This window comes from Micrococcus sp. 2A (genome assembly GCF_039519235.1).
Taxonomy (GTDB): domain Bacteria; phylum Actinomycetota; class Actinomycetes; order Actinomycetales; family Micrococcaceae; genus Micrococcus.
This window is the reverse complement of the sequence record NZ_CP154351.1, coordinates 595242-614398: the sequence shown is the minus strand read 5'-3', so window position 1 is coordinate 614398 and position 19157 is coordinate 595242. Positions and strand designations below refer to the sequence as shown.

16 protein-coding genes and 1 tRNA gene are annotated in these 19157 nt (G+C 71.7%); 1 reads left to right on the top strand and 16 read right to left on the bottom strand.

Annotated features, from left to right (window positions below; genetic code table 11):
* Positions 1–156: 156 nt before the first annotated feature.
* From AAG742_RS02860 to AAG742_RS02815, 10 genes are read right to left on the bottom strand one after another with little or no spacing between them, the layout of a single operon-like run.
* A complete protein-coding gene (locus AAG742_RS02860; protein ID WP_343282276.1) occupies positions 157–1290 on the bottom strand; it encodes a glycosyltransferase in 1134 nt (377 codons plus the stop codon).
* Positions 1291–1300: 10 nt separating this feature from the next.
* Entirely contained in the window at positions 1301–2263 is a 963-nt protein-coding gene (locus tag AAG742_RS02855; protein ID WP_343282275.1) for a glycosyltransferase, read from the bottom strand.
* 16 nt (positions 2264–2279) lie between these two features.
* Entirely contained in the window at positions 2280–3317 is a 1038-nt protein-coding gene (locus AAG742_RS02850; RefSeq protein ID WP_343282274.1) for a glycosyltransferase family 4 protein, read from the bottom strand.
* Positions 3314–4459, bottom strand: coding sequence for an acyltransferase (locus tag AAG742_RS02845; RefSeq protein WP_343282273.1), 1146 nt, complete (start codon positions 4457–4459; stop codon positions 3314–3316). The genes AAG742_RS02850 and AAG742_RS02845 overlap by 4 nt, the downstream gene beginning before the upstream one ends.
* The gene (locus tag AAG742_RS02840; RefSeq protein ID WP_343282272.1) at positions 4456–5595 is read right to left on the bottom strand and encodes a glycosyltransferase; all 1140 of its coding nucleotides are present in this window, start codon (positions 5593–5595) and stop codon (positions 4456–4458) included. The genes AAG742_RS02845 and AAG742_RS02840 overlap by 4 nt, the downstream gene beginning before the upstream one ends.
* A complete protein-coding gene (locus AAG742_RS02835) occupies positions 5586–7829 on the bottom strand; it encodes an N-acetylneuraminate synthase family protein (RefSeq protein ID WP_343282271.1) in 2244 nt (747 codons plus the stop codon). Before AAG742_RS02835 ends, AAG742_RS02840 begins: the two co-directional genes overlap by 10 nt.
* Positions 7826–8617 (bottom strand): acylneuraminate cytidylyltransferase family protein, encoded by a 792-nt coding sequence (locus AAG742_RS02830; RefSeq protein ID WP_343282270.1) that lies wholly within the window; start codon positions 8615–8617, stop codon positions 7826–7828. The genes AAG742_RS02835 and AAG742_RS02830 overlap by 4 nt, the downstream gene beginning before the upstream one ends.
* Positions 8614–9750 carry an RNA-binding protein gene (locus AAG742_RS02825; protein WP_343282269.1) on the bottom strand — a complete coding sequence of 379 codons (1137 nt, stop codon included), beginning with the start codon at positions 9748–9750 and terminating at the stop codon, positions 8614–8616. Before AAG742_RS02825 ends, AAG742_RS02830 begins: the two co-directional genes overlap by 4 nt.
* Positions 9750–10832, bottom strand: coding sequence for a glycosyltransferase (locus AAG742_RS02820; protein ID WP_343282268.1), 1083 nt, complete (start codon positions 10830–10832; stop codon positions 9750–9752). The genes AAG742_RS02825 and AAG742_RS02820 overlap by 1 nt, the downstream gene beginning before the upstream one ends.
* Entirely contained in the window at positions 10829–11752 is a 924-nt protein-coding gene (locus tag AAG742_RS02815) for a glycosyltransferase (RefSeq protein ID WP_343282267.1), read from the bottom strand. The genes AAG742_RS02820 and AAG742_RS02815 overlap by 4 nt, the downstream gene beginning before the upstream one ends.
* 194 nt (positions 11753–11946) lie before the next feature.
* Here AAG742_RS02815 and AAG742_RS02810 point away from each other — a divergent pair, with 194 nt between their 5' ends.
* Positions 11947–13068 (top strand): PqqD family peptide modification chaperone, encoded by a 1122-nt coding sequence (locus tag AAG742_RS02810; protein ID WP_343282266.1) that lies wholly within the window; start codon positions 11947–11949, stop codon positions 13066–13068.
* Between the two features lie 85 nt (positions 13069–13153).
* On the opposite strand, the gene AAG742_RS02805 is transcribed toward AAG742_RS02810, so the two are convergent.
* The 6 genes from AAG742_RS02805 to AAG742_RS02780 all read right to left on the bottom strand — a co-directional run bounded on the left by AAG742_RS02805 (position 13154) and on the right by AAG742_RS02780 (position 19111).
* Complete coding sequence (locus AAG742_RS02805; protein ID WP_343282265.1) at positions 13154–14062, bottom strand: hypothetical protein; 909 nt, start codon at positions 14060–14062, stop codon at positions 13154–13156.
* A gap of 39 nt (positions 14063–14101) precedes the next feature.
* Positions 14102–14815 carry a signal peptidase I gene (gene lepB, locus AAG742_RS02800; protein ID WP_343282264.1) on the bottom strand — a complete coding sequence of 238 codons (714 nt, stop codon included), beginning with the start codon at positions 14813–14815 and terminating at the stop codon, positions 14102–14104.
* 2 nt (positions 14816–14817) lie between these two features.
* Complete coding sequence (locus tag AAG742_RS02795; protein ID WP_248115460.1) at positions 14818–15798, bottom strand: ribose-phosphate diphosphokinase; 981 nt, start codon at positions 15796–15798, stop codon at positions 14818–14820.
* Between the two features lie 122 nt (positions 15799–15920).
* Positions 15921–17429, bottom strand: a complete 1509-nt coding sequence (gene glmU / locus AAG742_RS02790) for a bifunctional UDP-N-acetylglucosamine diphosphorylase/glucosamine-1-phosphate N-acetyltransferase GlmU (RefSeq protein ID WP_343282263.1) — start codon at positions 17427–17429, stop codon at positions 15921–15923.
* 62 nt (positions 17430–17491) lie between these two features.
* Positions 17492–17563 (bottom strand) — tRNA-Gln (locus AAG742_RS02785).
* A 48-nt stretch (positions 17564–17611) separates the two neighbouring features.
* Complete coding sequence (locus tag AAG742_RS02780) at positions 17612–19111, bottom strand: sugar transferase (RefSeq protein WP_298714148.1); 1500 nt, start codon at positions 19109–19111, stop codon at positions 17612–17614.
* Positions 19112–19157 lie beyond the last annotated feature (46 nt).

Here is a 19157-nt window from a genome sequence, read left to right as displayed (position 1 = left end):
CATCGACCGGGATGACGTCGACTCCCGCCGTCCTCAGGCCCCGTATGAGCCCTGCCGGCGTGCCTGACCAGACCCGGGGATCAGTGGGGTCCCCGGGATATGTCACCGCGATGCGCAAGTCCCTCTCCTGTTCCTCATCGACTGGTCCCTCCCACCTCATTTGGCGGCCGGGTCCACCGGCAATTCCGTCACCAGGGCGCGGATCTGCCGGGCGAACTCGTCCTCCGAGAACCGCACGGCATGCGCCTGCATCGCTGCCCGATCCCAGACCCTTGCCAGGGCCCGCCGGACGCCGTCCGTCACGTCCGCCACGGTGGGCGCGTCCACGAACACCCCGTTGACGCCGTCCACGATGGTGTCCAGGTAGCCGCCGGCGCGCAGCGCCACGGTGGGCACGCCCCACGCGCTCGCCTCGAGCGGCGTGATGCCGAAGTCCTCGTGGCTCGCAGCGATCAGTGCTGTCGCGTGTGCGTACGCCCAGCGCAGCTGCGCGTCGGTGAGGTCCTGGCCGAACACCACGTCCTCCCCCGCCATCGCCCGCAACCGGGCCTCCTCTGGGCCCTTGCCGATCACCACGAGCGGCCGCCCCGCGCGGGCCGCGGCCTCGATCGCCACGTCCACGTGCTTGTACGGCATGAGCCGCGCGACCGAGAGCAGGAAACCGTCCTCCGCCAGCCGCTCGGCTCCGGGGATCGGCTCCTGCGGGCCCTCCGTGCTCACGGAGTGCGGCGGGAACACCAGGTCCACGCCGTCGAGCCCGTAGACGTCTTCGATCCGCTCCTTCACCACCGTGGAGTTGGCCACATAGCGCGATCGGCGCCGGACGGCCGCGCGGTCCCACCTGCGCAGACCCGGGCGCAGCACGCGGGCGATCCGGCCCTTGATGCTGTTCCGACCTCCCTCGCCCAGGTAGTCGTCCATTAGATACACCCAGCGTGCTGGCGTGTGGCAGTAGACGAGCGTGGCGCCGTCGTAACGGAATCCATGCGCCCAGCCGGAGGTCGAGACGACGGCGATCGGCTCCTTCACGTGCATCAGTGAGGAGGCCAGGGGCAGCAGCGGCAGTGCCCGCCGCGGGTCCTTTCGCAGCAGCCCCACCCGGTTGAGGGGTGAGGTGATGATGTGCGCGTCCTTGAATTCGGGGAACGTGCCTTCGGCGTCGTAGAACGTCGTGTAGATGGGCGCGTCCGGCCACAGCCGATGCAGGGCGAGCACCACCCGTTCCGCCCCGCCCTTCTGGGTGAGGTAGTCGTGGGCGATGGCGATCCGGCCGCGTGTCATGTCGATCATGGTGCTCCCCTCAGAACTGTCGGCGGGCACGTCCCGGCCGGGTGCGTCCGGTCTCCGCGGCGGCTTCGACCTGCAAGGCGATCAGTTTTCGTGCGACCGGGGCTGGCAACACGACAGCGGCACGCTCGACGACGGCGGAGCCGTACTGGATCGTGCGCTCCGTGCTCAGAGCAGCCACCGCCCGCACGGCGGCGCCCCACGGCCCGCCCGGGGCGCGGTCCCCGCCGAGTGCGTCCGCCCCGTGCTTGGCGATGAAGATCTGCCGGGCGGACCCGGAATGCAGAGCCCGGCGCGCCTTGGTGTAGGTGGTGACCGCTGCCGCGTGGTGACGGGTCTCCAACTCCGGCCGGATCTCCACCGGATACCCGGCGACGTGGAGGCGGTAGCCGAAGTCCACGTCCTCCCAGCCATAGCGGCGGTAGTCCGGGTCGTAGCCGCCGAGCTCCTCGTGGAGGGCGCGGGGGACGGACACGTTGCCGGCCCAGTGCCGCCACTGCTGCTCTGCCGGAAGGGCGTAGGCGTGACGACGGTGCGCTTCGTCCTGGGCATCTCCGTAGACGCGCTGATAGGCCGAGTCCGGGAGGACATTGGCCGTCAATCCGATCACGCCGCGCCGCACGTCGTCGTGCGCGGCCACGTGATCCCGGATGTAATGGGGCCCGGGCTCGAGATCGTCGTCGGCGCGGATGAGGATGCGGCCGGACGTCGCGTCGGCACCTGCGTTGAGCGCGGCGACCCGTCCGCGGTTCTCCCGGAAGACGGTCCAGCTCAGGTCCAGCTCCGGATGCTCTGCGGCCAACTGCGCGAGCACCCCTTCCGACCCGTCCACATCCCCGTCCACGACCACGTGGACCTCGAACGGCGGGGCGTCCTCCTGCGCGGCGAGGGCGCCGATCAGGCGCGGCAGCCGCTGGGCGCCGCCCCGGCTGGGGACGATCACGCTGGCCTCGGGGGTCAGGGGCGTCTCGGTCATGAGTCCTCCGCGGGGATCATAGGGACAGGTCATCCAGGAGCTCGGCGACGGCGGCACGGCCGGCCTCGGGAGAGAACAGCGACTCCCAGCGGTTCCGCTGGGAGTGGGCCACCGCGCCCAGATCGACCGCTCGTACCGCCCGCAGGCAGTCCGCGAGCGCGGCAGCGTCCCGCTGCGGAACAACGAAGGGGTGATCGCTGCCGACCACCTCGGGAACGGCCCCCGCATCGGAGGCCACCACCGGAACGCCCGCGGCCATCGCCTCGGCCGCCACGAGGCCGAAGGACTCCGCCGCATGTGATGGCACGGCCAGCACGCCCACGGTGGTCAGGAACTCGCCCGTGTCCTGCCAGCCGAGCACCTGGACGTCCTCACCGGCTGCCGTCAGGGCGGTGGTGAGTCGCTCGGCCTCGTCCTCCGCCACGAACCGGCTCTCCCCCGCGATGCGGAACACGAAAGCACCCGGGTCGGTCCTCCGCAGCAGCGCGGCGGCCTCCAGCAGGGTGAGGATGCCCTTGTCCTCGGACAGGCGGCCAAGGAAGCCCACGGTCGCCGGCTCATCGGCACCGCGGGCCCGCCGTGTCTGCGGCGTCGTCGGGGCCGGAACCCAGTTGTGGAGCACGCGGGCCCCGCGGATGCGGTCCGCCGCGAATCGGGAGGGCACGAGGACCGCGAGCGCACCGGGACGCGCCAGGGCGGAGAACACGCGCAGAAGCGGCTTCTCGGGCACCTGGTGCAGGTGCACGATCCGGCGCGGCCGACCGGCCAGCGCCGTCGCCGGCAGCAGCCCGTTGCACCACGCGACGTCGTCCCCGCCTCGGCCACGGTCCCAGGCGCGGAGAGCGCGCAGATACCCCAGGCGTCCGGGCCCACCCAGTCGGACCACGTCGAAGCCGTCCGCGGCCAGGCGATCGGCGGTCTCGGCCGGGTGCGCCGGGGCCACGACGCCCACGTCCCGCCCGATCTCGCGCAGGGCCGTGGCGAGGTGGTGCAGCATCACCTCGCCGCCGCCCACCTCACCCTGGTTCGCCAGGATCCAGATGCGTCCGTTCATCGGGCCGGCTCCCGGGATCGGGGATGTCCGGTCCGCGCGTCCATGATGGAGCGGACGCGGGTCAGCCCCCGCTTGGCCGCGCGGCCGAGGTGCTCCTCGCCGTACCTCTGCAGGGCCCAGGCGAGTACGGAGACCACGGCCAAGGCCACGAGCATGGCCATGTTCCGGCCTACGTATGGCCATAGAGCATGGATGACCAGATAACCGGGAATGACGTGGATGATGTACAGGGAGTAGCTGATCCGGCCGTAGAACTGGAAGGGCGGCGTTGTGAGGAGCCACGTCCTTCGTCGGAGGGCCACAGCAGTGAACAGGGTCGCCGCTGCCAGCACCCAGAGACCAAGGGTCATGTCGCGCAAGACGAAGGGGCTCACGACAGCCGATGCATAGGCTGCGGCCACCGCTCGTCGGTGGCGACCCGTCTCCCGTGCCAGGAACACCACCATGCCCAGGACGAACATGGGCGCATACTCGGCAACAGTGATGTTGTTGACGAGTTTGACCCACGTGGGGTCCCCCGCTGGGCGTGGCGCCGCGGCCTGTGAAGTCACAGCCACCACCGTCCAGGACAACACAGACCAACCCAGGCATGCCCACAGGACCAGACGGTCCGACAGGCGACACCGGCTGAGGATGAGGAGGGTCAAGACAAGTGCGTAGAACTGCATCTCGACCGCCAGGGTCCAGTAGACGTCGACCACATCGTCGACCAGCAACCATCGTTGGACCATCGTGAGATTGACGAAGATCTGCCCCGGACTCAGCGAGTACCCCGGCACCTGAACGAGGGCGAGGATCACGACGGCGAATGCAAGCGAGAGCCAGTACGGCGGGTACAGCCGCGCCACTCGGGAGATGACGAAATCGCTGGGACGCGAGGCACGGCGCGCGGTCATGAGGATCACGAAACCGCTGATAAAAAAAAACAGCTGGACCCCCGTGCCACCCCAGACGAAGTCATGAAAAGCCGGGGGATCGTCGCGGTAGTGGAAATTGTGCGTCCCGCCGAAGTGCGAGAACACGACCGCGAGCGCCGCGATCCCCCGGAGACCGTCCAGCTCGCGGAACCGGGGTCCTGGGACGCGCTTCTCGGCCGGGGCCACCGACGCCGATCCCGGCTCGTTCGGGCTTGCCGCGGTCATCGGTGCCCGCCCTTCCCCGCCCGGCGCCCGAGCACCTCGAGGGTCGCCTCGGCGGTGGCCCGAGCCATGGTCTCCACGTCGCCCACGCGCACCTCGCCCGGGCCGTCGGCCGCGGCACGCATGACGGCGTCGGCGATGGCCGCCGGAGTGGTCTCGTGGACCAGCCGCTCGGGGGGCAGGATCTCTCCGTTGCCGCCCACGTCCGTGGCGACGGCGGGCAGGCCGGCGGCCGCGGCGTCGAGCAGGGTGTAGCTGAGGTTCTCCCACGCGGAGAGCTGCACCAGCACGTCGTGCTCGGCCATGGTGCCCCACGGCTCCACGAAGCCGGGAAGGTCGACCGCATCCGCGACACCGAGCGCCTCGGCCTGGGCGCGCAGCTGCCCCTCCAGGGGACCCGAGCCGGCCAGCGTCAACCGCGTCCCGGGGTCCCGGTCAAGCAAGGCGGGCAGTGCCGCGATCAGCCGGTCCAGGTTCTTCTCGGGCGCCAGCCGGGACAGGGAGAGGATCCGCAGCCCCTCCCCCGGTGCGCGCCGCTGCCCCGCGGCCGCGGCCCGCACCGCGGACACATCCACCCCGTTGCGCACCACGGTGAGGGGCGCCCCCGCACCCCACTTGCGCCGGAGCACGTCCGCGGTGGACTGCGCCACCGCGATCACGAGGTCCGTGCCGCGCAGCCGGGCGCGGTGCGCGGCGTTCTTCACCCGGGCCGCCGCGGCGCGGTTGTACAGCCCATCGTCCGGGGCGATCCCATGCTCGGTGCTGAGCAGCGCCGGCGCACCGGCCCGCCGCCGGGCCCGCCCCGGGCCGAGCGCGGTGAATGCCGCGAGGTCGGCGTAGGCCAGGTGCGTGTGGACCGCGGCCGGGCGCAGGGTGCGCACCGCCGTCCGGAGCGTCCGCACCGAGGCGGCCAGGCCGGCGTCGGGACCGACGTCCCCGGTGAACACCGCCGCACCCTGCTCGCGCAGCCGCTCGGCGAGCGGACCCTCGGGGCACAGCACCGCCAGACGCAGGCCGGGCAGGCCCACGCGCGCGACGTCGAGGACGTGCCGGGCCACGCCGCCGAGGTCGGCGACGGGCACCACCCAGAGCGTCAGCGGGGCCGGAGTGGTCGTCGCGGCCTCGCGGATCACAGCCACTGCTCCAGGCGATCCAGGGCCGTCCAGAAGCCCTCGCCGTTGTTGATGTGGCCCTGCCAGATCTCCGGGATGAAGCTCACCCCGGGGGCCAGGCGGTCCAGCTGCTCGCACAGCACGGGCCAGTCGACGTCGCCCTCGCCGATCTGCGGCCCCTCCCCGTCCACACCGGTGGCGTCCACCAGGTGCAGGTGGATGGTGTGCGGGGCCAGCTTCTCCACCATCTCCGAGAAGGGGATCCCCAGGAACGTGGCCGAGAGCTTGGAGTGGGAGATGTCCAGGCACAGCGGCACCCCCGTGGCCTCCACGAACGCCACGGTGTCGTCCGGGTCCATGAAGAGGTTGTGGTACTGCTGACCGCCCATCAGCCACGGGAACGGCGGCAGCGTCTGCGCGGCGATCCGGATGCCGGAGGTGTCCAGGCGCTGCACGGCCTCGGCGATGCGCTCGTACTTCGGCAGCCGCTCCTCCGGGCGGATGTGCCGGTCCAGGGTGAACCCGCCCATGGTGATGACCATGATGGGCTCCTCCTCGTTCGGGAACCAGCGCTTCAGGTCCCGGGTGATGTCGATCGTGCGCTGCACCTCGGCGATCGAGCGCTCCCACACGGCGTCGTCGTCGCTGGCCAGGTCCACGAGGAAGTCACCGGAGAAGATGTCCGGCAGGTGGGTGGTGAAGCCCATCGGCATGGGCTCGCGGAACACCGAGTCGATGTCGATCTCGAGGTCCTTGTAGGAGAAGTGGAACTCCAGGAAGTCCGGGGTGCAGTCCTTCGTCAGCGCCTCGACGTCGTGGTAGCGCACCGGCAGGCCCCAGGGGCGCCGGAACTGGAACTGGCGTCCGGTGGGCACCGTGTCCGTGAGGTCGCCGGCGAAGAAGAAGTCGCCCTCGGCCATGTCGCGGTGCAGCGTGCGGCCGACCAGGCGCGGCAGCTCGTTGGGCTGCAGGCCGCGGCCCGGGGACTTCACGGTCACGTCGTCGGTGGTGATCGTGGCGCCGGCGCGCAGCGGACGGGCCGCCACCAGGGACTTGGCCAGGTTGATGCGGTTCATCGCCTCGCCCGTGGAGACCACGCGCTCGGTCCCGACGCCGATCGACTCCTCGATGTCCCGGGTCTGCCGGACCATCTGGGCGAACTCCTCCGGCAAGAGGGAGACCTTGTGGTCGTTGCCCTCGAGCGAACGGTCCACGGTGAAGTGCTTCTCGATGATCGCGGCGCCCCGGGCCACCGCGGCCAGCGCCACGTGGAAGCCGCGCTCGTGCCCCGAGTAGCCCACCGGCGTCTGGGCGATCTCCGCGAGCCGGTCCAGGTAGGCCAGGTTCACGTCCTTGTAGGGGGCGGGGTACGTGGACTGGGCGTGCAGCATCGCGAAGGGGACGCCGAAGGAGCGCACGAGGGCCACCGACTCGCGGATCTCCTCCTCCCGGGACATGCCGGTGGAGAGCACCATCGGCAGGCCGGAGGCGGCCGCGTCCCGCAGCAGCCCGTGGTTCGTCAGGTCCGCCGAGGCGATCTTCACGCCGTCCACCGGGTACTCGCGCAGCACCCGCATGGACGGGGCGTCCCACGGGGTGCACATCAGGGCGACGCCGGCGTCCCGGACGTGGTCGAACACCCGCACCATGTCCTCGGCGGAGAGCGAGAACTTGGCCAGCTCGTCCAGGGTGCGCTGCGCGCCCAGGTCCTCACCGGCGGTGGCCGCACCGGACTGCCGGTACAGGGCGTCCATGTCCCGCAGCTGGAACTTCACGGCGTCCGCACCCGCCTCGACGGCCAGGTCCACGAGACGGCGGGCCAGGTCCACATCGCCCTGGTGGTTGTTGCCGATCTCGGCGATCAGGAACGCCGGGTGGCCCTCCCCGATCCGGTGCCCGCCGATCCGCAGCTCCGCCTCCCGGTTGATCGCCAGGGCCGTCAGGCGGCCGCGCTCGTCCAGCAGCGGCAGGTGCAGCGCCCCGGCGGGCAGGGCCTCGCGCATCTCAGCCGGGGAGGCGCCCAGGGGCGCCGTCGCCGGGTCGCGATGGGCGACGTCGGCCGCGGCCACGTCCAGCGACGCCTCCGGATGCGCCACGAGCCAGCGGCGCATGTCCCCGTCCGCCAGGGAGCCGACGAGGAAGCCGTGGGAGTCCACCACGAACACGGTGCGCTCGCGGTTGTCGGTCATCTTCTGCAGGGCGACCAGGAGCGAGTCCTCGGGGAAGACGAGGTAGGGGGTGAGCCTGCGTTCGATGATCACTGCGCGCCTCCGGGGGTGCGGTTCGGGCCGGTGGTGGGGGTCTCGGCGGTGCGCGCGGCACCGAGGTCGGGGCGGTGCTGGAGCACCTTCTGGACCGCCAGGTACTGGTCCATCTGCTGCTCGGCCAGGGCGAAGTCCAACTCGGTGTCGATGTCCACGCCCTCGAGGTCGTCGAGCTCCAGCATGCCGAGCCGGCCGCCGAGCCGGTTGTGCAGCCGGTCATAGACCCAGGGGCGCGTCACGTAGAGGGACCCGTTCTCGCGGAACCGCAGGTCGGTACGCGTCATGTCCTGCCGGCGCTTGCGCGCCGTGACGTCGAAGTCCGGGATCGGGTCCCCGTCGGGGTCCTCGGGATGGCGCCACACGAACGGGGAGACCGGCACGACGCCGACGAGGGAGTCCACGCCGGTGGCGCGGAACTGCGCGACGGCGCGGTCCAGCGTGCCGGGCAGGCGCAGCGGGCTGGTGGCCTGCAGCAGCATCACGGCCTCGGGCTCGACGCCGGCGGTGCGCTCCATGGCCAGGTGGTGCTCGATCACGGGTTCGGTGGGCGTCTCATCCTGCGCGAGCTCCGCAGGGCGCAGGCCGGGCACGTCCGCGCCGTAGCGCGTGGCCACCTCGGCGATCTCCTCGGAGTCCGTGGAGACCACCACATGCAGGTCCGCCTCCGCCTCGAGCGCGGACTGAATGGTCCACGCCACGAGCGGGTGGCCGCCGAGCAGGCGGACGTTCTTGCCCGGCAGGCCGCGGGAGCCGCCGCGCACGGGGATGACGCACAGGATGCTCATGAGGCGCTCCTCCAGAGGTCGGCCGCGATGGCAGCGGCGGGATCGGGCGTGGGCGAAGCCAGCGGCGGCGTGGGATCGGGCCGGTGGCCCGGTCTCCAGCGGCGCATGCCGTAGCGCTCCCAGAACCCCTCGAGCCACGCCGGCGGGTCGGGGTGCGTGACCCACGCGGGCCGGCCCGACTGCGCCGCCTCGAGCACGCCCGTGGAGAAGACCGAGACCACGGGGCCCATGGTCTGCGTGAGCGGGACGTCGGAGCGGTCCACGGTGATGCCCTGCGCCTCCCAGCGGGCGTGCTGCGCACGGGAGAGCCGGTCCCTCTCGGCCGGGTGCGGGCGGTACACGGCACCGGTGACGCGGATGTAGTCCTCCGCCGCCCAGGCGAAGTCAGCACGGGGCAGCTCGGCGCCGTGCAGCTGGCCGAGGAAGACGCCGGGGCCCGCGGCGTCGGGGCCGGCGGGCCGGTGCGCCGCGGTCCGCCGGGCGTCCTCCAGGAGGGCGGACCCGACCGCGCGGACGCGCACGTCGGCGCGGCCCTGGGTCCACCACGCGGCGTCCTCGGAGGTGAAGGCGTAGAGCGTGCTCTCGCGAGGCACCGGCGGGGTGGAGACGGCGAGCAGTCCGTGCTGCACCACCGCCACCTCGGCGCCGCGCTCGCGGGCCCAGCGCACGGCCGCGCGGCCGGAGGGCAGGTACTCCCCCGCCACCAGCACGCGGCGCAGCCCTGCGAGGCGGGGCAGCAGCAACGGCCCAGCGGCCGCAGGGATCGGCGTCAGGCGCACGCCCGGGGTCCGTGCCCCCGGCAACGCCGCGATCTGCTCCGCGGTGGCCTCCCCGGGGAGGACCCATCCGACGCCGGCGGCAGCCTCCGGCGGCAGGGCCGCGACGGGCGCGGCCAGCGCGGCGAGCTGCGTGGGGCCGAAGGACTCCAGCGCCACGAGCGAGTGGACCTCCCCCTCGGGGAGCATCAGCATCGGGCTCTCGGCGCCGGCCGCGGCGCCCCGGGCGGCACGGATGGCAGAGCGCGCGGCGTCCGCAGCGCGCCGCGAGGCCGACCACTGGGCCCGTTGCCACCGCTGCCACCGGGGCAGGTCCTCGGGCCTCCAGAACAGGGGGGCGTCAGCGCCGCCGGCCATCAGGTCCACCAGTCCTGCGCGGCGGCGGCGCGGTGCGCGAAGGTGTGCTCCGCGTGGGAGCGGCGGCGGCCGGCGGCGCGGATGCGCTCGCCCCACGCGGGCTCGCGCACCGCGCGGGAGCCCAGCTCCACGAGGTGCTCGGGGCTCTCGAACACGAGGACCTCCGCGCCGGGCTCGTAGAACTCCGCCACGTCCGCCCGGTCCACCAGTTGGAGCCCACCCATGCCGGGCACCTCGAAGGTGCGCATCGCATGGCCGGCCTGCAGGCCGTGGACGTTGATGGCGCCGGCGGCGGCGGCCTGCACCGCGTAGGCCTCGTTGAGGGGGATGTCCCGCTCGGCGGGCAGGGCCGGGCGGCGCAGCTCCCACGTCCGCAGGCGGTCCACGGGGTGGTGGCTCCACTGCCGGCCGTAGGCGCGCACGGGGATGCCCGCGGCGGCGAGGCGTTCGAGCAGCTCCACACGGTTGGGATAGCGCGAGCCCACGAACACGAGCTCGTCCCTCCGTTCGAGGGGGGGCACGTCCAGGTCCGGGTCGAAGCCGTTGGGCAGATAGTGGGCGTCCACGCCGTCGGCCGTGAGCTCGTCCGCCTCGGAGCGGGCATAGCTCAGCACGGGACCCACGGTGCGCAGGAAGTCCAGGGAGTAGTCGTGACGGTGGAGGTCGTCGTAGAGCCACAGCATGCGGGGCACGCCGAGCGCTCGGACCTCGTCCCAGAACTGCTCGCCGAGGGAGTCGCCCTTGATGACGAGCACGCGGTCGGGCCTGGCCTCGCGCAGGGCGGCGACCGCCCGCTGGGTGTCCCACGCGACGCGGGCGGCCGTGCGGTCCATGCCGACCCTCTGCGGCAGCTCCAGGAGGGCCTTGTTGCGCAGCTTCATGGCGGGGGTGGCATACGCGTCGTAGCAGTGCACCGTGACGTCGAAGCCCTGCTGCGCCCACGCGCGGGCGATGGAGCGGTGATAGCCGTGGAAGGCGGGCGAGACGAGGAGCAGGCGCTCGGTGCGGCGCCCGGCGGGCACGCCGACGCGGGCGGGAGTGGAGCCCAGGGGCGCGGGGACGGTGTAGGTGCGGGCGGTCATCGGCGGGTCCCCCGCCAGATCAGGCGCAGCTCGTCCTTCGCCACACGGCGCGCGTCCACGTCCGTGCCCCGGGCCTGCCGAAGGGCGTTGACGGCGAGGTTGGCACCCGTGGCCGCGGTGAGCGCGGCCCTGAGCGCGCGCGGCCGGCCGAACTTGCGGGCATAGCGGAACCGCGAGTCCACGAGCCACGCGCGACGCCGCAGCGGATCCGAGGAGCCGTGCAGGCCATGCGTGACGTGGATGGCGGGAATCACGATCGAGGGGATCCCCCGCCGGCGGAGCCGCTGCTGGAGGTCCACCTCCTCGGAGTTCATGAAGTAGGCCTCGTCGAAGCCCCCCACCGCGCGGACCTCGGCCATCGGCAGCAGCATCACGGCGCCCATCACCCAGTCCACGGGCACGGGCTCGGTGGCCTCAGCCGCGTGCACGTCATGGCCCACGGCCTCGTGCAGCAGGGGCAGGTGGCGGAAGCGGGCCAGCGGAGTGAGCCACTCCACGGTCTGGTGCAGCACGGAGGGGAAGTGACGCCCGGACCACTGAGGCGTCCCGTCCTCATTCACCACCTGCGGACTCACCACGGCCGGCTGGAACGGTGCCGCAGCGGCCACGAGCGCGTCGATCTGCTCGCCCGTGATGAGCGCGTCCGAGTTGAGCACGAGGGCGTACTCCGTGCGGACCTCGGCCAGACCGGTGTTCACGTTCGCGCCGAAGCCCCCGTTGGCGGGACGACGCACCACGGTGAGGCGGGCGTCGTCGCTGCCCAGGTAGGGGACGGGCGAGGCGTCATCGGCGACGACGACGCCGGCCAGGCAGGTGGACCGGGCCTCCAGGAGGGAGGCAGCCAGTGCCGCCGTGGGAGCCGGGTCCCCGTAGTGCGGGATCACCACCGTGACGGACGGTTCGGGGACGATCTCAGGCATGGGGTCCTCCGGCAGGCAGACTCAGCGGCGCGAAGGGTGCACGCTGCGGCTCCATTATAGGCGGCGGGGCGTCGGCGGGCGCCGGCCCCGGTCCCCACAGGCACTCCGTAGACTGGACTCGCCTCTCGGGCCCGTGCCGGAGGGAGGCGGTCGCTCGCCGTGACCTTCGCCCCGCTGCCGAATGGGAGACCTCGATGCCCACCTCTGATGCCGGGACGTCCCGCTCCCTGCGCCTGACGGCAGGCCTGGACACCCTGACGGTGAGCGGCCTCGACGAGACCGCCAGCGAGACGCTGTGCCGTGACTGGTCCCGGTGCAGCCCCACCCCGATCCCCACCCCGGCCGCCGCCGACCTCGAACGGGCCGAGGGTCAGGACTGGGACGTCTTCCACGAGTCGATCGTGTACGCGGCCACGTCCGCGGCGATCGGCTCCTGCCGCGGCACCCACCTGATGTTCCACGGCGCCTGCCTCGCCGTCCCGGAGACGGGCGCCGCCGTCGTGCTGGCCGCCGCCTCCGGCACGGGGAAGACCACCGCGACACGACGCCTCGGCCCCCACTTCGCCTACCTCACCGACGAGACGGCCATCGTGGATCCCGCAGACCTGGGGGTGACCCCGTACGCCAAGCCGCTCTCCCTGCTGGGGGACGCCGGCGTGCGTCCGAAGCACCAAGTGGGACCGGACGGACTCGGTCTGGGGCCGACCGTGCCGGGCACGGTGCGGTGTGTGGCCGTGCTGGACCGCGTGCGCGATGCGACGGAGGACGTGCCCGCCCGGGCGGAGCCCCTTCCCCTGCTGGAGGCGCTGCAGCTGCTGGTGCCGCAGACGTCCTCCCTCTCGCAGCTGCCCCGCGGCCTCGTGACGCTGTGCGGCGTCCTGGACCGCGTGGGCGGCGCCCACCGCCTGGTCTACACCGAGGCGGAGGGACTCCGCCCGGTGCTGGACCGGCTCCTCGCCGCACCGGCGGAGCCGGTCAATCCGACGTGGGAGCCGCTCGAGGAAACCGAGCTTGCGGCCAGCTCTGGCACGGCGAACGATGCGACGGGCGCCACGGACGGCCTGTTGTGGCGTCGTGCTGTGGACGACGGGATCATCACCGACGACGGCGTGCTGGTGCTCTTGGCCGGCGACCGGTTGATCGTACTCAAGGGGTTGGGACCCGCGCTTTGGTTCCTGCTGGACGAGCCCTGCACCCCCGACCAGCTCCTGGCGGCCCTGGACAAGCAAGGACCGGTGCCGGCGGACGCCGAGCGACACATCCGCGCCGCGCTGACCACCCTGGCCGAGCACTCCCTGGTGGACGGCGCCGTCTGAGCACCTGGTTCGCCGGGATGTGGTTCGAAATGAAAGGCTCGCGCCCGCGTCGCGGTGATGTTCCGAGTATCAGTCGGGTGACGATTTACTTCCGATGCCGCAGTCGCCACTCCACGTCGAATTTAGTGGACTTGATCTGCATCTTGAATCGGCGGGCCCCTTCTTTGGCAAGTAGGGGCCACCGGGCCTGCCCCTTCGGTCCCACGTGCTCTCCAAGTCTCCACGCGTCGTGCGACTCGTCCTGAATAGAGGAATCCCCCTCCCAATCTGCAAGATTGGGACGAACCACCAGGACATCGATCCCTATGTGATCTCGATAGACCCCGTGGTAATCCGCCATCCACCACGGCAGACCGTCGCATTGATCCGCGACGAACCTTGTAATTCTTTGCGCGGCGCATCGTGTGGCAAGGTAGGCCCCCGTGCCCGTTAATCCGGCACTCCACCGACCTATTTGCAAACCCTTGATTCCTGCGCTCTGACCCAGCCTCGTTGCAAGAAGCGACAACTGGACGAAATACTCTGAACGGCTCTCCAACGAGCGGTCTCGAACACCCCCGGGGCCATAGGGGTCGGCCAACACCACGAGCGCAGATTCCGGAACGTGGGGCTCGATAGCGGACAGCGCTTGTTCGAAACTGTGGACAAACCGAGCGTCGTCCTCGGCTACCAGAACAAGGTCGCCCGCGCATCCGGGCGCCTCACCGAATTGGCGAAGAACGTCGAGGTGGCTCAACGTGCACCCGATCTCAGCAGGAAGCGGAGCCCTTGAGAAATGCTCCATGAACGCCACGGCGTCAAATCGACGTGACTCCCGCCCCTGCCGGTTATCGGTTGCCTCATGGATGACGAACCGCTCCGCCGCTGCCTGGCTCAGGAATCCGGCGAGACGCTCGCTGTCCGGCAGGGCGATGACGCGTCTCTCTTTGATCCGCGACGCACCCCTCGTCAATCTCTCCACGGAGCTTTTTCCCATCTGTTCCGGCTTATGCACGCTCGAGGGTGACGGCCCGCCGTCGTGTCCACGGATGGCTCAGTGCCCGCCCCAGTTCGAGGGCGGCCACACCGTGGTGAACACCTTCCCCACGATGTCGTCACGCCGCACGAAGCGGGCGCAGCCGTCGGTCTGCTCCCCCACGGTGCCCCGGCAGGCGATCACGGAGTCGGCGGAGTTCGAGCGGTGGTCGCCCATCACGAGCATGGAGTCCGCGGGGACGGTCACGGGGCCGAAGCACCGCGACGAGACCACGTCGGACTCGCAGTCGAGCCGGCCGGGCACGAACGGCAGGTCCTCGAACACGTACGGCTCGTCCTGGGGCGCGCCGTCCACCACCACCTGGCCGGCCGAGGTGCAGCAGGAGACCGTCTGCCCGGCCTCACCGATGACGCGCTTCACGAGCGCCTGCTCGTGGGAGCGGCCGATGCCCGTGAGATCGCCGAATCCACGCACCACGGCCTCGAGCGGGCCGTCCTCGGGCATCGGCTGGGCCCAGTCCTCGTTGGCGTTGAACACCACCACGTCCTGCTGCTCCGCCATGCCGTCCGGGTAGGCGGTCCGGTTCACCAGCATGCGGTCCCCGATCTCCAGGGTGTTCTCCATCGAGCCCGACGGCACGGAGTAGACCTTCACCCAGAACGCCTGGACCAGCGCCACCACGATGATCGCGACGGCCACGTTCAGCAGCACCGCCAGCCATCCGGGCAGGCGGGAGTGCTTCGGCTCAGCGGCGGCCGTGGTACCCGTCATGCTCAGGCGTCGCCGTCGAACAGGCTGGTCACGGAGCCGTCCTCGAACACCTCGCGGATGGCGCGGGCGATCAGCGGGGCGATCGAGAGCACGGTGAGCTTCTCGAAGCGCTTCTCCGGCGGGATCGGCAGGGTGTTGGTCACCACGATCTCACGGGCCCCGGAGTCGCCGAGGCGCTGCGCGGCCGGGTCCGAGAACACGGCGTGCGTGGCGGCGATGATGACGTCCTTCGCGCCGGCGTCCTTGAGGATGCGCACAGCGCCGGCGATCGTGCCGCCCGTGTCGATCATGTCGTCGATCAGCACGCACACGCGTCCCTCGACGTCGCCCACCACGGTCTTGGACTCGGCCTTGTTCGGCGTGGTGAGGTCGCGGCTCTTGTGCACGAACGCGAGCGGCACGCCACCCAGGCGGTCCGCCCACTGCTCGGCCACGCGCACGCGGCCGGTGTCAGGGGAGACCACGGTGACCTTCTCCCCCTCCACCTGGCCGCGGATGTAGTCCGCGAGCAGCGGGATGGCGAAGAGATGGTCCACCGGGCCGTCGAAGAAGCCCTGGATCTGCGCGGTGTGCAGGTCCACGCTCATGATGCGCGAGGCACCGGCGGTCTTGTAGAGGTCCGCCACCAGGCGGGCCGAGATGGGCTCGCGCCCGCGGCCCTTCTTGTCCTGGCGGGCGTAGGGGTAGAACGGGGAGACCACGTTGATGCGGCGGGCCGAGGCGCGCTTCATGGAGTCCAGCATGATGAGCTGCTCCATGAGGTGGTTGTTCAGCGGCGCCGGGTGGGACTGGATGACGAAGACGTCCTTGCCGCGCACCGACTCGCCCGAGCGGACGTAGATCTCCCCGTTGGCGAAGTCGTACGCGCTCATGGGCAGCAGCTCGGTGCCCAGGGCATCGGCGATCTCCTGCGCGAGCTCGGGGTGTGCCCGCCCCGTGGCCAGCACCAGCCGCTTGTCCTCGCTCCGGCTCAGTTCACTCATGACGTCCCTGCTCTCCGTGGCCGCGGATCCGCGGCCACTGCTCGCTGCTTGTGCCTGCCAGGCGCCCCCCGCGCTGATCCTGCCTCCCATCCTAGGCGTGTGCGCCCAGGCCGAGCGCCCGCTCAGGCGCCCGCGCCGCCGCGCTGATCCGCGTCGGTCCCCGTTCCGGCGGCCTCGGCGGCCTGCGCCGAGGAGGTACCGGGCCGGCGGGAGGTGACCCAGCCCTCGATGGTCCGCTGGCTCACCGCGTTCAGGGCCAGCGCTCCGGCGGGCACGTCCTCGCGCACCACGGCGCCGGCGCCGGTGTAGGCGCCGTCGCCCATGGTCACCGGTGCGGTGAACACGGTGTTGGAGCCGGTGCGCACGTGGGCGCCGATCACGGTGCGGTGCTTGTTCACGCCGTCGTAGTTGGCGGTGATGTTGCCGCAGCCGATGTTGGTGTACTCGCCGATCTCCGCGTCCCCCGCGTAGCCGAGGTGGGAGAGCTTGGCGCCGCGGCCCACGGTGACCTTCTTGGTCTCGTAGAACGCGCCGATCTTGCCGTCCTCCCCCAGCACCGTGCCCGGGCGCAGGTAGGTGAACGGGCCGACGGAGGCGTCGTCACCGATCAGGGCTTCGGTGGCGTCGGTGCGCTTGACGGTGGCGCGCTCCCCCACGCGGGTGTCGGTGAGCGTGGAGTCCGGTCCGACGACCGCTCCGGTGGCCACCGTGGTGGTGCCGTGGAGCTGCGTGCCGGGCTTGAGGGTGACGTCCGAGGCGAGCGTGACGGTGACGTCGACCCAGGTGGAGGACGGGTCCACGACGGTGACGCCCTCCTTCATCCAGCGGCGCAGCACGCGGTCGTTGAGCTGGCGGCCGAGGTCGGAGAGCTGGCGGCGGTCGTTGGCCCCCTCCACCTCCCACACGTCCTCCGTGCCCACGGAGGCCACGCGGCCGCCCTCGGCGCGAGCCATGCCCAGCACGTCGGTGAGGTACTTCTCGCCCTGCACGTTCTCCGTGGAGAGCAGCGGGAGGGTGCGCCGCAGCAGGGCGGCGTCGAAGGCGTAGATGCCGGAGTTGACCTCGGCGATCTCCACGAAGGAGGAGTCGCCGGTGGACGCGGCGTGGGCCAGGGCGTCCTTGTGCTCCATGATGCGCTCCACGAGGCCCTCCGCGTCGCGGACGATGCGCCCGTAGCCGGTGGCGTCCTCGAGGGTGGCGGTGAGCACGGTGACGGCGTTGCCGTCCGCCTCGTGGGTGGCCACGAGGTCCGCGAGGGTCTCCGGGGTGAGCAGCGGGACGTCGCCGTACGTGACCACCACGGTGCCCGCGAGGTCCCCCGGCAGGGCGGCGAGGCCGAGCTCGACGGCACGGCCGGTGCCCGGCACCTCGTCCTGGTCCGCGATCGCGAGGCCGGTGATGCCCAGGTCCTGCGCAACGCCCTCGATGTGCTCGGCCACGCGGTCCCGCTCGTGGCGCACGACGGCCACGAGGTGCTCCGGCTGCAGCGACTGCGCGGCGGCGAGCGCGTGGCCCACGAGCGAGCGGCCGCCGATGGCGTGCATGATCTTCGGCGTGGCCGACTTCATGCGGGTGCCCTGGCCGGCGGCCAGCACGATCACGGCGGAGGGACGGACGGCAGGCTGCGTCATGCGCGGGGCTCCTGATGCTCGGGGAAGCGGGGCGTGCCGCGCTCCCGGTCAGGGTGCGGGCGTTCCGCCCCTAGGATTCGAACCTAGACTGCACGGCTCCAAAGGCCGGCGTGCTGCCATTACACCAGGGCGGAGCGTCACGGCCCACGCCGGGCGCGACGACGGCTCATTCTTCCACAGGCTCAGTAGGCGCCCTCGGCGGCCACCACCGCACGGGCGGTGCGGGCGAGGATCACCATGTCCCCCAGGATGGACCAGTTCTCCACGTAGTACAGGTCCAGGCGCACGGCGTCCTCCCACGAGAGGTCCGAGCGCCCGGAGACCTGCCACAGGCCCGTGATGCCGGGCTGCACCAGGAAGCGGCGGTGCACGTGCTCCTCGTACTGCTCCACCTCGTGCGCCAGGTGCGGCCGGGGACCCACGAGGGACATGTCCCCCTTCACCACGTTCACCAGCTGGGGCAGCTCGTCGATGCTCGTGCGCCGGATGACCTTGCCCACCTTCGTGATGCGCGGATCGTCCTTCATCTTGAACAGCACGTTGCCCTCGCCGGAGTCGGACTCCAGCTGCGCCTTGACCTCCTCCGCGTCCGCCACCATGGAACGGAACTTGAGCATGGTGAACGGGACGCCCCCCAGGCCGATGCGCTCCTGACGGAAGAGGACGGGGCCGCCGTCGGTCGCCTTCACGGCGATGGCGACGGCCAGCAGCAGCGGGGAGATGACGACGAGGCCCAGGCACGCGGCGACCAGGTCGAAGGCCCGCTTGGTGAATGCCTTGCCCGGCGCCAGGCGAGGGGTGGAGAGGTGGATCAGCGGCAGGCCGGCCAGCGGCTGCGTGTGCAGCCGGGGCCCGGCCACGTCCAGCAGGGCGGGGGCCATGATGAGGGAGACCCCGCGCTCCTGCAGCTCCCAGCCCAGCTGCCGGACGTCGCTCGGCACGAAGGGGTGGCCCGAGGTGATCACCACCGCGTCGATCTCCAGGGCCTCCACCTGGGCGACCACCTCGGCCACGCCCTCCACGTCCGTGCGGACGGGAATGGGCAGCCATCCCGCCGCGCGCGGCTTGTAGCCGGGCAGCAGCGCGGCCACGGGCGCGTAGCCGGCACCGGCCTCCGAGTCGAGCGCGTCGAACACGTGCTGGACGGCCCGCGGGCCGCCCACCAGCAGCAGGCGACGGCGGAACGCGCCCGCCTGGCGCCGGCGGGCCACCCAGCCGCGCACCACGAACCTGCCGATCAGCAGGAGCAGGACGCCCAGGGGAAGGGCGAGGGCGATGTAGCCGCGGGCCACCTCGAGGCCCGCGGCGAAGGCCACGATGGCCACCACGCCGAAGAGGTGGAGCGTGGCGCGCAGGACCCGTTTGTACTCCTCCGCGCCGACGCTGAGGATGCGGATGTCCCGGGCGCCCTCCACCCCCAGCGTGAGCACCCACAGGACGCTCAGGACCACGCTGATGATCCCGTAGTTCACGGCGTCCAGGCCGGGGATCGGCTCGAGACCGGCGGTACCGAAGCGCAGTTCGGCGGAGAGGAACGTGGCCAGCACCACGGCCAGCACGTCCACGAGGAGCACGAGTCGCGGCAGCCCCTGCTCCCAGGGGGCACCGAGGACGCGGCGTCGGACCGTGGCGCCGGCCGACAGCCCCGAGGGGGCAGGCGGCGCTGCGTTGGTATCAGGCACCTGTCTCGACTCCTCACTCCGTGTTTCGCCGTATGACGCAGGTTCC

Coding starts and splice junctions, on each gene's coding strand:
- AAG742_RS02860 (WP_343282276.1), bottom strand. CDS start 1,290: ATGATCGACATGACACGCGGCCGGATCGCCATCGCCCACGACTACCTC.
- AAG742_RS02855 (WP_343282275.1), bottom strand. CDS start 2,263: ATGACCGAGACGCCCCTGACCCCCGAGGCCAGCGTGATCGTCCCCAGC.
- AAG742_RS02850 (WP_343282274.1), bottom strand. CDS start 3,317: ATGAACGGACGCATCTGGATCCTGGCGAACCAGGGTGAGGTGGGCGGC.
- AAG742_RS02845 (WP_343282273.1), bottom strand. CDS start 4,459: ATGACCGCGGCAAGCCCGAACGAGCCGGGATCGGCGTCGGTGGCCCCG.
- AAG742_RS02830 (WP_343282270.1), bottom strand. CDS start 8,617: ATGAGCATCCTGTGCGTCATCCCCGTGCGCGGCGGCTCCCGCGGCCTG.
- AAG742_RS02825 (WP_343282269.1), bottom strand. CDS start 9,750: ATGGCCGGCGGCGCTGACGCCCCCCTGTTCTGGAGGCCCGAGGACCTG.
- AAG742_RS02820 (WP_343282268.1), bottom strand. CDS start 10,832: ATGACCGCCCGCACCTACACCGTCCCCGCGCCCCTGGGCTCCACTCCC.
- AAG742_RS02815 (WP_343282267.1), bottom strand. CDS start 11,752: ATGCCTGAGATCGTCCCCGAACCGTCCGTCACGGTGGTGATCCCGCAC.
- AAG742_RS02810 (WP_343282266.1), top strand. CDS start 11,947: ATGCCCACCTCTGATGCCGGGACGTCCCGCTCCCTGCGCCTGACGGCA.
- lepB (WP_343282264.1), bottom strand. CDS start 14,815: ATGACGGGTACCACGGCCGCCGCTGAGCCGAAGCACTCCCGCCTGCCC.
- AAG742_RS02795 (WP_248115460.1), bottom strand. CDS start 15,798: ATGAGTGAACTGAGCCGGAGCGAGGACAAGCGGCTGGTGCTGGCCACG.
- glmU (WP_343282263.1), bottom strand. CDS start 17,429: ATGACGCAGCCTGCCGTCCGTCCCTCCGCCGTGATCGTGCTGGCCGCC.